This is a genomic window from Phyllobacterium zundukense, assembly GCF_002764115.1.
In the GTDB taxonomy this organism is placed as follows: Bacteria; Pseudomonadota; Alphaproteobacteria; order Rhizobiales; family Rhizobiaceae; genus Phyllobacterium; species Phyllobacterium zundukense.
The window spans coordinates 402108-414583 of sequence record NZ_CP017942.1; the positions used below are offsets into that span (position 1 = coordinate 402108).

The 12476-nt window shown below is 60.2% G+C and carries 12 protein-coding genes; 4 read left to right on the forward strand and 8 right to left on the reverse strand.

Annotation, left to right across the window (positions count from 1 at the left end; all coding sequences use genetic code 11):
- Window positions 1–29 precede the first annotated feature (29 nt).
- Entirely contained in the window at window positions 30–1298 is a 1269-nt protein-coding gene (locus tag BLM14_RS24955) for an MgtC/SapB family protein (RefSeq protein ID WP_100002696.1), read from the reverse strand.
- Between the two features lie 392 nt (window positions 1299–1690).
- Between BLM14_RS24955 and BLM14_RS24960 the strand changes: the two genes are divergently transcribed.
- The 4 genes from BLM14_RS24960 to BLM14_RS24975 all read left to right on the forward strand — a co-directional run bounded on the left by BLM14_RS24960 (window position 1691) and on the right by BLM14_RS24975 (window position 5283).
- Window positions 1691–2650 carry a DUF6454 family protein gene (locus BLM14_RS24960; protein WP_100002697.1) on the forward strand — a complete coding sequence of 320 codons (960 nt, stop codon included), beginning with the start codon at window positions 1691–1693 and terminating at the stop codon, window positions 2648–2650.
- 564 nt (window positions 2651–3214) lie between these two features.
- Window positions 3215–4201, forward strand: a complete 987-nt coding sequence (nuoH, locus tag BLM14_RS24965) for an NADH-quinone oxidoreductase subunit NuoH (protein ID WP_100002698.1) — start codon at window positions 3215–3217, stop codon at window positions 4199–4201.
- A gap of 29 nt (window positions 4202–4230) precedes the next feature.
- On the forward strand, window positions 4231–4797 hold the full coding sequence (locus tag BLM14_RS24970; RefSeq protein WP_100002700.1) for an NADH-quinone oxidoreductase subunit I: 567 nt from the start codon (window positions 4231–4233) through the stop codon (window positions 4795–4797).
- Between the two features lie 45 nt (window positions 4798–4842).
- Window positions 4843–5283, forward strand: a complete 441-nt coding sequence (locus BLM14_RS24975; protein WP_100002702.1) for a CBS domain-containing protein — start codon at window positions 4843–4845, stop codon at window positions 5281–5283.
- 63 nt (window positions 5284–5346) lie between these two features.
- Here BLM14_RS24975 and nuoG read toward each other — a convergent pair whose 3' ends face one another.
- Genes nuoG through BLM14_RS25010 form a run of 7 tightly spaced genes read right to left on the reverse strand, consistent with a single transcriptional unit; the run spans window position 5347 to window position 12388 of the window.
- Window positions 5347–7926 (reverse strand): NADH-quinone oxidoreductase subunit NuoG, encoded by a 2580-nt coding sequence (gene nuoG / locus BLM14_RS24980; RefSeq protein WP_100002704.1) that lies wholly within the window; start codon window positions 7924–7926, stop codon window positions 5347–5349.
- A gap of 30 nt (window positions 7927–7956) precedes the next feature.
- Window positions 7957–9222, reverse strand: coding sequence for an NADH-quinone oxidoreductase subunit NuoF (gene nuoF, locus BLM14_RS24985; RefSeq protein WP_100002706.1), 1266 nt, complete (start codon window positions 9220–9222; stop codon window positions 7957–7959).
- Between the two features lie 4 nt (window positions 9223–9226).
- A complete protein-coding gene (locus BLM14_RS24990; RefSeq protein ID WP_100002708.1) occupies window positions 9227–9739 on the reverse strand; it encodes an NADH-quinone oxidoreductase subunit NuoE in 513 nt (170 codons plus the stop codon).
- A 17-nt stretch (window positions 9740–9756) separates the two neighbouring features.
- Complete coding sequence (gene nuoD, locus BLM14_RS24995; RefSeq protein WP_100002923.1) at window positions 9757–10971, reverse strand: NADH dehydrogenase (quinone) subunit D; 1215 nt, start codon at window positions 10969–10971, stop codon at window positions 9757–9759.
- 27 nt (window positions 10972–10998) lie between these two features.
- The gene (locus BLM14_RS25000) at window positions 10999–11535 is read right to left on the reverse strand and encodes an NADH-quinone oxidoreductase subunit C (RefSeq protein WP_100002710.1); all 537 of its coding nucleotides are present in this window, start codon (window positions 11533–11535) and stop codon (window positions 10999–11001) included.
- Entirely contained in the window at window positions 11532–12035 is a 504-nt protein-coding gene (locus BLM14_RS25005) for a NuoB/complex I 20 kDa subunit family protein (protein ID WP_100002712.1), read from the reverse strand. The genes BLM14_RS25000 and BLM14_RS25005 overlap by 4 nt, the downstream gene beginning before the upstream one ends.
- Entirely contained in the window at window positions 12023–12388 is a 366-nt protein-coding gene (locus BLM14_RS25010) for an NADH-quinone oxidoreductase subunit A (RefSeq protein ID WP_100002714.1), read from the reverse strand. The genes BLM14_RS25005 and BLM14_RS25010 overlap by 13 nt, the downstream gene beginning before the upstream one ends.
- Window positions 12389–12476 lie beyond the last annotated feature (88 nt).

Here is a 12476-nt window from a genome sequence, read left to right on the forward strand (position 1 = left end):
TCAGAGGAATCGGGTTTACTGATCCCAAATCACAACAGTCTGAGCAGAACAAGACACAACGCCGCTACGGCAATGGCCATGACTGATGCTTTCCAGACATGGGCGCTGAAGGCCATCGTTCCGAAAATTGACGCATAGACAGCCTTGGCCAGCGTGTTGGACAGGACAGCAATGGCGATCGCCAGGAAAGCGGTCTGTGCCGAAAGGCTCGGCAGCAGTCCCGAAACCGCAACCGTCACTGCATCAACGTCGGCAAGGCCTGACAGACCCGAGGCGACGAGCAAGCCGGCGTCGCCAAAAACCTCGCTCGCGGCGCGGGCCAGAAATCCGACACCCACGAGAACAAAAGCCATCTTGACCACCTCATTGAGATCAAAGGGATTCTTCGGGAGGACCTCCTCATGCTTGGGCGCACTTCGCCGGGCAAGCAGGACAGCATAGACAAGCATGACGGCTGCACCCGCAAACAGCACCGGAAGAAGCTGTGCAGCAAGTGGCCGTACCAACATCATGACCAAAAAGCTGGTTCGGACCATAGAAACGGCGCCGGCACTGATGGCACCCGCAGCAAGGGGTCTCGCCAGGTCGTCACTCGTCGAGCGCCTAGCGTTGGAAATCGTCGCTGCCGTGGAGGAGATCACGCCGCCAATCGCACCGGCGACAATCTCGCCGCGCGCACTGCCAAGCAGGCGTACAGCGATGTAACCGCAAAAGGAGATTGCAGCCAGGACAATGATCATGATCAGGCTTTTCGAGGGTGATACACCGCCGAATGGTCCGACGGGTTCGGCTGGGACAATGGGAAGAACAACGAAGGTCAACGCCAGCAGGATCACCGCCGAGCGCAGTTCGGACCAGCGCAATTTCCGCATGGAGGCGTGGAGGAAATCCCGGCTTGCAAGCACTGCGACGAGAACCACGCCACCAGCGGATGCCACGGTCATGCTCCCGAGAACCGCCACACTTGCAAGAGCGAATGTCAGCACGGCAGCAACCACCGACGTCGCGCTGTAGTTCTTCTCTGCGATCGCCTCGCGCAACTGAAACACTGCGAACACGGCTGTTAGGGTCACCAGGAATCCGACGAGGACGACTCCCGGGATCCCGCCGGGACGTGCAAGAAAATGTTCGAGCAATCCGGCGACGCCGCCGAGCAGGCCAATCAGCGTGAAGGTACGAATACCGGCGGTACGGCTGCCTTCCTCCTCATCCTTTTCACGCCAATGCCGTTCGATACCAACCGCAGCGCCGATAGCAATCGCCAACCCCATGCGTTGAAAAATTTCGATATCATCCATAGCCGCAATATCCGCAGCGTATTGGCTATCCGTCAATCTCCAATTGTTTCGCGGGGCGCTTGAGCGGATTGTACCTTCGGCAGCATCCTGGGCGACACCATGACATGCTAGCAAGAGGTATCTATTGATACGCCGGTCGATGCTGCTTCGTCGACTCGAAGTCAAACGCTGGAGTGACTTATCCGAAGGCTCCGGCCGGCTTGAATGGTTCGAGACATCCAAATCAATCGCCTTACGGGCATCGCGATTGCCACTGGCGACCTTTGCAGGTCATCAATCATCAGAGTGCGCACGTTGCAACGGCATAGTTTGTGATAGGGCTGTTCAATTCACGTGGCTGTCACCGATCCATTGTACTTCTCGGTAACGACATGACAGTGACGGAGCGTGAAATGTTCGCAGATCTCAAATTGGCAACCACCATTGCCGCCTTGATGGTGGTAGTTGCCTTCCCCGCCCTCTCGCAAACCGCTGATACCGGGGACACGATCAGCGAAAGGGTCAAGACCTTGGACAGGGGAACCGTCTGGAAGGCCGTCGGGCAAATCCAATTGTCCTTTCCGACGTTTCACCCACAGGGAATGGTGAAGATCGGTGATTTTTTCTACATCACGTCTGTGGAGATCACCAAGCCTACCACGAAATACGACACGTCGCAGGGCGGTTATGATCGCGATACGGGAGAAGGCAAGGGTCATCTCTTCAAGGTCGATTCAAACGGCAATCTCGTCGAAGATGTGATCCTAGGCGAAGGCTCGATCTATCATCCGGGTGGAATTGACTTCGACGGAAAAGCGATTTTCGTACCGGTTGCCGAATACAGGCCGAATAGCGTGTCCATCATCTACAAAGTCGATCCCCAGACAATGAAGCCGCAGGAAGTTTTTCGCTACAGGGACCATCTTGGCGGCGTAGTCCACGACAGCGAGAAGAAGACCTTGAACGCAGTCAGCTGGGGATCGCGGCGCTTCTACGCCTTTACACTTGACGAGAACGGACAGGTGACGAACGCCGATGTTGACCGTGGACAGTTGGCCACGCTGAACCCGGCCCACTATATCGATTATCAGGATTGCAAATATCTTGGCCACAGCGAAATGCTCTGTGGTGGGTTGACCAACTATCAGGTCAAGAAGGATGGCCCGAAATTCGCGCTGGGCGGTCTCGAGATCATCAATCTTGCTTCCGGTCACCCTGTTTACCAAATTCCGGTCCAGCTCTGGACGGAGTCCGGGCTTCCCATGACACAAAACCCGTTCTGGATCGAACCAACAGACAATAGCCTGATGGCCTATTTCGCACCAGAAGATGATAAATCGACCATCTACATTTACGAAGCGCAGGGGAGATAACACGACCTCGCACTTGTCAGCGCAATCGCGGCGTAGCGGCAGTGGCGATTGATGCGATACCTCCTGCAGCCTGACCGCTGCTTGTGCGGACTAAGTGTGCATACCAACTACCCGCAAGGCAGATGAGGCGGCCCGTTCCCGACAGATTGGGTGGGGGTGTCAATCCAAAGTTCCCCGGCGCCCCTTGAGGGCGCGTTTGGGATTTGGATCGAGAGCTGAGCGACAAGGCCGACGGTTTACAATTCTGCTTTTATGAAGATACCCGATTCCTTCGCCTGCATCGATAAAAGCTTCGCGCGCAACGCGAATACCTTCTACCCTTTCTAATATGTCCAGACAATCGATATCGACGTCCTTCTGAACAACGGAACTCGCGTCCAATTGTGTCACCTCAAAAATTTGCGACGGAACCCCAAACACACCATTACCGCGATGACATAACTAAGATGGCATTGCATGTGGTGTGTCGCCGTCGTACCGTGTAGCAGCGTAAAGTGCTCAGTGCATGGCCGGAGCCAAAGTCCGGTCGCGCGTTTCAACCCGTTGAATGAGTAGTCGCGGATCATGGAACTTATCGTCGCCCTTGGCCTGATCGCCTTCAAGGTCGCGTTGCTGATTGCGATCCTGCTGCTGCTGCCCTTGCCGCTAACCTGGCTGGAACGCAAGATTGCCGGGCACATGCAGCAGCGGATGGGGCCGATGCGCGTGGGTTGGCACGGGCTGTTGCAGCCGGTGGCGGACGGAATCAAGCTCTTAACTAAAGAGGACCACATCCCGGCCGAGGCCGACCGCTTCCTGTTCAAACTGGCGCCAATCCTGGCGCTCGCCCCGCCTTTTGTGGTGTTCGTCGCGATCCCCTTCGGCGAAACCGTCTCGATCCTCGGCGCCGAGATCACACTCTACGTCTCCAACATGAATGTGGCGCTCCTTTTCGTCTTGGCCGTGATCGGCCTCGAAGTCTATGGCGTCATCTTCGGCGGCTGGGCCGCTAACAGCAAATACGCTGTCCTTGGCAGCCTCAGGACCTGCGCGCAGATGATCAGTTACGAGATCCCGATGGGGTTCGCGGTCATCGGCGTCGTAATGTTGGCGCAATCCATGAGCCTGCTCGATATCGTGCGGGCGCAAGCCGATGTCTGGAACATCGTATACCAACCGGTCGGCTTCTTCGTGTTCTTCGTCGCCGGACTGGCCGAAGCACAGCGCATTCCCTTCGACCTGGCGGAAGCGGAAGGCGATTTGGGGGCCGGCTTCCATACCGAATACAGCGGTATCCGCTTTGCGTTCTTCATGATCAGCGAATACGCCATCATGTTGCTGGTATCGGTGTTGGTGGTGATCCTGTTCTTTGGTGGCTGGAATGGCGTACTCATCCCCTTGCCACCGCTCCTCTGGTTTGTGCTCAAGGTCGCGTTCTTCGTCTATTTGTTTATATGGTTCCGCTTCACTTTCCCCCGCTACCGCTACGACCAACTGATGGCGATCGGATGGAAAGTCTTGCTTCCTTTGTCGATGGCGAACATAATAATAACCGGTATTGTTTTCTTTTAGGGGCCGCAACGGCTCCTAGCGGGGCGGCGATGTCGCGCGTACGGGAAAGAGTCGGAACATGGATCGGATGGGCGTTCTTTGCCGATCTGGCGAGCGCCTTGGGTCTGACTTTCGGCTACATGTTCTCCAGATCCGTGACCATGCAGTATCCGGACAAGGAAAAATGGTTGCCCTACTCGCGTTACCGCGGGCATCACTTCCTGAAACGCGACCAAGAGGGCGAGATCAAATGCGTGGCCTGCGAACTTTGCGCGCGGATTTGTCCCTGCGACTGTATCGAAGTCATCCCCTACGAGGACGAGAAGGGCAACCGTCGCCCGGCAAAATTCGAAATCGACATGGCCCGGTGCCTATTCTGCGGGCTGTGCGAGGACGCCTGCCCGGCGGACGCGATCGCGCTTGGCCAACAGTACGAATTCTCTAGTTTTTCCTCGCGTGACCTGGTGATCGGGCGTGACAATCTGCTCGGCAAGCCGGGCAAGGCGACGACCGGCGGCGGCGTAGTCGCTGCGCGACTGAACACCGAACAGGACGTTTTAGTCGAGACGAGCGAGCCGCAGGGGTACAACTGGTGGCGGAATATCCGGCAAATGTGAACGCGCGCCTGCCGTCAAGCCGGAGCGCGCAGACAGGAGGCTCAGATGCATGTCTGCCAAATCTTGAAGGCCAAGTCTCCCGAGCTCATCTCGGTCACACCGGATCAGCCGATGGTAGAAGCCCTGCGGCTGTTTCGGGACAACAACATCGGCTTCGTGGTCGTCAGCCGTTCGCCCGGGGAGTGCCTGGGCACGCTGTCGGAGCGCGACTGCTGCTATGCGGTGGCTGAATACGGAACCGAGGCGCCCAAAATGCGGGTCGCCGACATCATGAACCGCAGTGTGGCGACCTGTTCGACACAGGATTTTCTGCCCTTTGTGATGGCGATCATGACCGAGCGGCGCACGCGCCATGTGTTGGTCATGGATGGCGGCGCGCCTGTAGGCGTGGTGAGCATTGGCGATGTGGTCAAGCACCGGCTCGACGAAGCGCTCCGCAACGAGCAGGCGCTACATGAATACATTGCCGGGACCGCTCATCACTGACGTGGCCAGCTTGAGGTGCAGGCGCGGGGTCAGAGCAGGCTACAGTGGGGCCTCGCAAATACCTCAGCTCAGATTCTCAGGCCCCGCCCCTACTGCGGCGACAGTGGCGATCTCGAAGGCCGCGTGCGCCTTTTGAACGTCCACCGGACATGGGTATTGGCCCCGCCGCATCAGTCCGTTGAGACGCAGGGCTCTGTAGTTTTCGGGAACGAACACGAGGCCCCTGGGAAACCGCTTGTTGACCTTGAGCTGTGCTGTGAGTTCGCTTTGGGCCGACCGCACGACCACCTGATCGCCATCCGAAAGCCCTAGCTGCACGGCATCCCGCGCGCCCATCTCGACATAGGGGTCATCGGCGACCGTATTCAGGATTTCCGAGTGCTCGGAAAGATATCCGTTGTGGAACAGGCAGTTGCCGGTGATCAGCATGAGCCGGTCGGTTGCGATGGGGGCAGGCGGGGGGGCGAAGAACTCGCGAACTGGCGGCACAAGGGCCGCCTTGGTGAATGCTCCATCGGCGCCAAGCCCGTCCTGCGTTAGCCCCTCGTAGGCCGGAACCAGCCGGGCAATCTCGTCGAAAATCTCGCGTTGAACCGATGTGCGCAATGCTGGATTGCGACGCGACGCGACGAAGTCGAAGACTGCCAGATTGCTCCGCACATCGAGGGCGGGTTCGCGGAACTTGCAGACCTTCTGGATCCGGCCTTCGTTGTTGGTGAAAGTGCCGGATTCCTCGCCATAACTCGCAGCGGGTAGCACCACATCGGCCAGGCCCGCAGTATCGGTGAGGAAGGCGTCCTGCACGATCAGGAGATCGGCGGCACGAAGCGCCTGCTGCACGAATCCTCGGTCGGGATAGGACATCAGGGGGTCACTTCCGGCGATATAGAGCGCGCCCATTCGCCCCGTGTCACAAAGGTCCAGCATGGCGTCGAAATCCGCGCCCGGTTCAGACGGGATCTCGGCGCCCCAGGCCCGTTCGAGAGTTGCGCGCGCCGTATCATCGGCGACCGCGCGTAGCCCCGGCAGCGCCGTCGGCAGGACCCCCATATCCCAGGCGCCCAGCTGGTTGGCACGGTCGAAGAGGAACTGCATCGCAAGTACCTTGCCGAGTACGCGCAGAACCTGCAAAAGGTTGTTGAGCTGTTGCAACGTCGCGCGCGCGCGTGGCGACCTCAGGAGATCGGCGCTGACAAGCACGGTGACGCTTCGGCCTTCCAGCAGCGCTGTGGCCAGACGGTCCGGTTCGTCACTATCGGTGACCGCCGCTGGCCCGCCGATGTCCGCAAGCACGTCCCCCGGTAGGGCCTGAGCAGCCGCGGCCACAAGACCGGCCACCACCGCAGCAATGCTCGCAGCCTCACCGCCTGGCGGAACGCGAACGACCACGTGCGCATCGGCGTCCAGACGCGATGGCTGCGCCGAGAGCATGAGCAACACGGTCTGCCGCCGCCGCGCGCCGTCCCGAAGCAGGTATTCGGTGACCGGGTTTTCGTCGGTCACGTTGCCACCAACGACAAGCACGCAGTCGTTTCCGATCACTTCCTCCAGCGGTGCGCGGGTGTAGAAGGCCGCCACCAACGGGCCGAGCGTATCGAAAGGCGTTGACCAGCGCGACGCGCAGTCTATGTTGTTGGTCCGGAATACCGTCCGCATCACTTTCTGGAATTGATAAAGCATCTCGTTGGGAAGGCGCGGCGATGCCAGCCCGCCCGCAGCTTTTCCCTCGGCGGCCGACAGGCGCTGTCGCAGGTAGTCCCCCGCCTCTTCCCAGGAAACCGAAACGAGGGCGCCATCACGACGGACCATCGGCCTCTTGATCCGGTCCTGGCTCATGACGAAATCGAGGCCGAAGCGCCCCCGCACGCAGAGCGTTTCGCGATTAACCCCGTGCTCCGCTTTCGAGCGGACCCGCATGAACTCGCCCTTGCGCGTGCCGACTGTCAACTGGCAGCCGGTGCCGCAATGCGGGCAGACCGTGTCGGTCTCGGCCAGATCCCAGGGCCGCGCTTTGTAGCGGTAAGGAAAGCTCATCAGCGCGCCAACCGGACAGACCTCGACGCAATTGCCGCATTGGTCGCAACTCGCGAGACTGCCCTCGAAGCCGGTCACGGCGGTATCCATGCCTTTTTCAACCGTACCCAAGGCGACCGCGCCGACCACCTCCTCGCACATCCGGACGCAGCGCTGGCACTGGATGCAGCGGTTAACATTCATGATGATGACCGGGCTGAGGCGAATGTCCTCAGAGTGGAACACACGTTTGGCATCGCGGAACCGGCTTTCCCGGGGCCCGTATGCCATTACCAGGTCCTGAAGCTCGCATTCGCCGCCCTTGTCGCAGATGGGGCAGTCGAGGGGATGGTTGGCGAGAAGCATGTCAAGCATGGAAGAGCGTGTTTCGTCGATCAGCGGCGTATTCGTCCGCACGACCATGCCGTCGGTGACCGCGGTGGCGCAGGAAGGCTGCAGCCGCCGCTGCCCCTCGACCTCCACCAGGCACATGCGGCATGAGGCCAACGCCGGCAGCCGCTTCAGATAGCAGAAGGTCGGGATGTCGATGCCCAAGCGCTCGGCAGCCTGCAGCACCGTAGAGCCGGCCTCCACTTCCAGCGTTTGTTCATTTATCGTGATGCTAACCATGACTTTCTTGCGGCCTTCTTTCCATGCTCCTCAGTGAAACGGGCACCTGCGCTCCTCGATATGGGCGACGAATTCATGTTCGAAATGCGTCAGTGCCGCCCGCAGCCCCATAGCCGCGCCGTCGCCCAAAGCGCAGAACGTGTTGCCGAAAATGCCCTTGCAGAGTGCTTCCAGCTGTTCCAGATCGCCCGGCGCCCCCTGCCCCGCCTCGACCCGGCGCAGCACTTTTACAACCCAATTTAGTCCTTCGCGGCACGGGGTGCACTTGCCACAGGACTCATGGTGAAAGAACTCGATGATCCGGGTGGCAACCTTGACCATGCAGGTCGAGTCGTCGATCACGATTACCCCGGCCGAACCGAGCATCGAACCAGCAGCGGCCAGCGAGTCGAAATCCATCCCAACGTCCAGCTCGCACGCCGGGAGGAGCGGCGCCGAGACCCCGCCGGGGATCACTGCCTTGATCTTGCGTCCCCGCAGCGGCCCGCCGGCACGGTCTTCGACCAGTTCGCGCAGCGGAATCCCCATCGGCAGCTCGTAAAGGCCCGGTTTCCGCACCTGCCCGCTAAGGCAATAGAGCTTGGGGCCAGGGCTTTTGTCCGGGCCGATGCCACGGAACCAGTCTGGCCCCCGCGCTATGATATGCGGAACGCAGGCCAACGTCTCGACGTTGTTGATCACGGTCGGGCTTGCGTAGAGCCCTTCGACCGCCGGAAACGGTGGTTTCAGGCGCGGCTGCGCTCGCTTGCCTTCGAGCGAGTCGAGCATTGCGGTCTCCTCGCCGCAGATATAGGCGCCGGCGCCGCAATGGATGTGAACGACGAAATTGAAATCCGAGCCCAGAATCCGTGTTCCCAGGTAACTTTTCGCATGGGCCTCAGCGATCGCCTGCTCCAGCCGCCGGATCGCCAACGCGTATTCCCCGCGGATGTAGACATAGGCGGTTTCAGCCCCGATCGCGTAGCCGCTGATCGCCAGACCCTCGATTAGCTGGTGCGGGTCACGTTCCATGATGATCCGGTCCTTAAAAGTGCCCGGCTCGCCCTCATCGGCGTTGCAGCACAAGTATTTCGGCTTGTCGGCGCGCTTTGGCACGAAGCTCCATTTCATCCCGGTCGGGAATCCGGCCCCGCCGCGACCGCGAAGGTTGGATTTCTTGACAAGGTCGATGATCTCGTCGGGCGTGTGCTCGTGAAGCGCCTTCGCCAGTGCCTGGTAGCCTCCGCCGGCCACGTAGGTCGCGAGCAGATGGCCGTCCGGCACGTCCACGTTCCTGAGAAGGACCGGTTCGAACATGGGGCTAGGCTCCCGGCAGTGCTGCGGCGGCGAGATCGGCGCCAGTCGTTTGCCCCGCCACCGCGCGCAGCCTGTCCAACAGCGCGTCGATCCGTGCGATGTCGAGGTCACCGAGATAATCGTCGCCAAGCTGCATCACCGGGGCCATCTCGCAAGCGCCGAGGCACTCAACGGTCGAGAGTGTAAAGAGCCCGTCCGGGGTCGTGCCGCCCTTCTTGATCCCCAGTACCGTCTCTAGGTGCCCCAGCAAGTCCTCGGATCCACGCAGCATGCAAGATACATTGTCGCAGAGTTGCAGGTGGAACATCCCCACCGGCTCAGTATGGAAGAGGGTGTAGAAAGTCGCCAGCTCGTAAACCCAGATCCGCTCGACATTGAGGATGTCAGCGACCTCTTCCAACACCGGGCCGGGCAGATGGCCATGTTCCTTCTGCGCGATCAGAAGCGCGGGCATGATCGCCGAGCGTTGGTCCGGATACCGCGCCGCCGCCGCTTCGATCTTTTCGCGCATGTTCATCGCGTCCAAATCTCCTGTTACTTGTCCACCTCAGCCATCACCGGGTCGAGGCTGCCCAACACGGCGATCATGTCCGCCAGGTAGCGCGCATTGCTTGTCCCGAACAGTCCCTGAAGATTGACGAACGACGGTGCCCGCACCTTCATACGGAACGGTTTTTCCGACCCGTCGCTGATGATGTAAAACCCGAGTTCGCCCTTTGGCGCCTCAATCGCCGAATAGACCTCGCCCTTCGGCACCTTGAAGCCATACGCCGACAGGTCGAAGTGCTGGATCAGCGCCTCCATCGAGCAATGCACCTTGTCCTTGTCCACGGGGAAAGCGATCGTCGGCATGTCGATCTGGAACGGCCCCTCCGGCATCTGGTCGAGGCATTGTTCGATGATCCGGACGCTCTCGCGCATCTCCTCAACCCGGCATCGCCAGCGCGCGTAGCAATCGCCGTCGTCGCGGGTGATGACGTTGAAGTCGAGCCGGTCGTAGATCTCATAGGGCTCGTCGCGCCGGATGTCCCAGTCGACGCCCGAGGCCCGCAGGTTCGGGCCGCTCAGGCCGAGATCGATACCGTCCTCGGCGGAGATCACCCCGATCCCCTGCGTGCGCTTCAGAAACACTCGGTTGTTGTCAACCAGCCGTTCATAGTCGCGTATCCGGTTCGGGAAGATGTCGCAGAACTCCCTGATCTTTGGGAAAAACCCGTCGGGCAGGTCCTCGCGCACACCACCGACCCGGCAGAAAGAGGTGTGCATTCGCGCACCGCTGATCATCTCAAACAGGTCCATGATCATTTCGCGCTCGCGCATGGCATAAAGCAGCGCGGTCATTGCGCCTAGGTCCAGCGGCAGTGCGCCAGTGATCAGGAGATGACCGGAGATCCGCGCCAGTTCGGCCATCAGCACGCGGATATATTGCGCGCGGATCGGCGCTTCGATGCCAAGGAGCTTCTCCACCGCCAGCGCGAAGGCCAGGTTGTTTGACGGCGGGCAGAGGTAGTCGAGTCGATCGGTCAGTGGAAAAATCTGGGTGTAGGTGAAGCTCTCGGCCAGTTTTTCTGTACCGCGGTGGAGGTAGCCGATGTGCGGGTCCACGCGCGCGACATATTCGCCCTCCAGTTCAAGGACGAGCCGCAGTACTCCATGCGTGCTAGGATGCTGCGGGCCTAGATTGAGAAGCACCTCCTTGGTGTCGGGCGCTTCGCCTTCCGGCCTGCTCAGTTCTGTGACTTCGGTCATCATAGGTTCCCGGTGGAGCGGTCTCCTTCATGGAATGTTCTTGGTGGCGAGGTCGGGCTGCGACGGCGGCGGGCCTTCGACACCAAACGGGTTCAGCTTGTCCTTGTAGCCGCGGAGTGGAAAGTCCTTACGCTGCGGGAAGCCCTCGAACCCTTCCCACATGTAGATCCGGCGCAAGTCGGGGTGGCCCTCGAACCTTATCCCGTACATGTCCCAGGCTTCGCGCTCATGCCAGTTGGCGGTCCGCCACACCCCAATCACCGACGGGACCCGCGGCGGATCACCCAGACGGCACTTGATGCGAACGCGCCATTTATTCGGCAGCGAATAGAGGTGGTATACTGCCTCGAAGCGCGGCACTTCAGGGTAATGATCCACCCCGCAGATGTCTGACAGAAAATTGAACCGGAGCGCCGGGTGTTCCTTCAGAAATCGGCAAAGCTCGACGATCAACTCAGGCGGAGCGGCGAAGGCATGAACACCATGCGCGAATCCTAGATCGTCGATTGCCTCGCCGAAACGCTCCGTGATCGGGGCGCGGTTGAGGAGCGTCTGCAAGCTCATGGCACCGCGATCCGGTCCAGAGGAGTCCCGGCTAGCGCTCTGGATTTTTTGATCTTCTCCTGAAGCAGAAGGAAGCCATGCATCAGCGCCTCGGGCCGTGGCGGGCAGCCGGGGACATGCACATCGACCGGCACGAAGGTCTCCGCCCCCTGCACTACAGCGTAGGTGTTGTAGACCCCGCCCGAGATAGCGCAGGTGCCCATCGCGATAACCCAGCGCGGCTCTGGCATCTGATCATAGAGCCGGCGCACGACGGGGGCGAATTTCCGCGTCACGGTGCCGGCAATAATCATCACGTCGGATTGGCGCGGTGAAGGCCGGAAGACCACGCCGAACCGGTCGAGATCGTACCGTGCACAACCCGCCGCGATCATCTCGATGGCGCAGCAGGCAATGCCGAAGGTCTCAGGCCAAAGCGCCGACCTGCGGCTCCAGTTGATAACGCTGTCGGCCGTGGTGAACAGCACGCTGTCGCGGATCGCATTGTTTACGCCTCCCATTCCAGCGCTCCCTTCAGCCAAGCGTAGGCGAAACCCACGATAAGCAGCAACATGAAGACGAACATCTCCACATAACCGACCAGCCCGATGTCTTTCAGGACGACGGCCCAGGGAAAGAGGAACATCGTCTCGACTTCGAAGACCACCAACAGGATCGCGAGTATAAAGAACTGCACCCTGAAGCGGCCCCCGGCGGCCTCGCCGGCCGGGTCCATGCCGCATTCATAGGGCATGTTCTTTTCGGGATATGGATTGGACGGGCGCAGGAGCGAGGAGACAAAAAGCGTCGCACCCGCCACCAGAACAATTCCAGCGACCATGAAAAGAACCGGCAGGAATTCCATTGCAGTCATATCACATGGCCTCGGTCACTCCGAGGCTTTCCTCAGGCCGCAACCGACCCAATTTGGACCGGTAATGCGATCGCCCGGGAAGCAACTT

What these genes read in the sequence shown, in the direction of transcription:
- BLM14_RS24955 (WP_100002696.1), bottom strand. Translation starts at nt 1,298, where the DNA reads ATGGATGATATCGAAATTTTTCAACGCATGGGGTTGGCGATTGCTATC.
- BLM14_RS24960 (WP_100002697.1), top strand. Translation starts at nt 1,691, where the DNA reads ATGTTCGCAGATCTCAAATTGGCAACCACCATTGCCGCCTTGATGGTG.
- nuoH (WP_100002698.1), top strand. Translation starts at nt 3,215, where the DNA reads ATGGAACTTATCGTCGCCCTTGGCCTGATCGCCTTCAAGGTCGCGTTG.
- BLM14_RS24970 (WP_100002700.1), top strand. Translation starts at nt 4,231, where the DNA reads ATGTCGCGCGTACGGGAAAGAGTCGGAACATGGATCGGATGGGCGTTC.
- BLM14_RS24975 (WP_100002702.1), top strand. Translation starts at nt 4,843, where the DNA reads ATGCATGTCTGCCAAATCTTGAAGGCCAAGTCTCCCGAGCTCATCTCG.
- nuoG (WP_100002704.1), bottom strand. Translation starts at nt 7,926, where the DNA reads ATGGTTAGCATCACGATAAATGAACAAACGCTGGAAGTGGAGGCCGGC.
- nuoF (WP_100002706.1), bottom strand. Translation starts at nt 9,222, where the DNA reads ATGTTCGAACCGGTCCTTCTCAGGAACGTGGACGTGCCGGACGGCCAT.
- BLM14_RS24990 (WP_100002708.1), bottom strand. Translation starts at nt 9,739, where the DNA reads ATGAACATGCGCGAAAAGATCGAAGCGGCGGCGGCGCGGTATCCGGAC.
- nuoD (WP_100002923.1), bottom strand. Translation starts at nt 10,971, where the DNA reads ATGACCGAAGTCACAGAACTGAGCAGGCCGGAAGGCGAAGCGCCCGAC.
- BLM14_RS25000 (WP_100002710.1), bottom strand. Translation starts at nt 11,535, where the DNA reads ATGAGCTTGCAGACGCTCCTCAACCGCGCCCCGATCACGGAGCGTTTC.
- BLM14_RS25005 (WP_100002712.1), bottom strand. Translation starts at nt 12,035, where the DNA reads ATGGGAGGCGTAAACAATGCGATCCGCGACAGCGTGCTGTTCACCACG.
- BLM14_RS25010 (WP_100002714.1), bottom strand. Translation starts at nt 12,388, where the DNA reads ATGACTGCAATGGAATTCCTGCCGGTTCTTTTCATGGTCGCTGGAATT.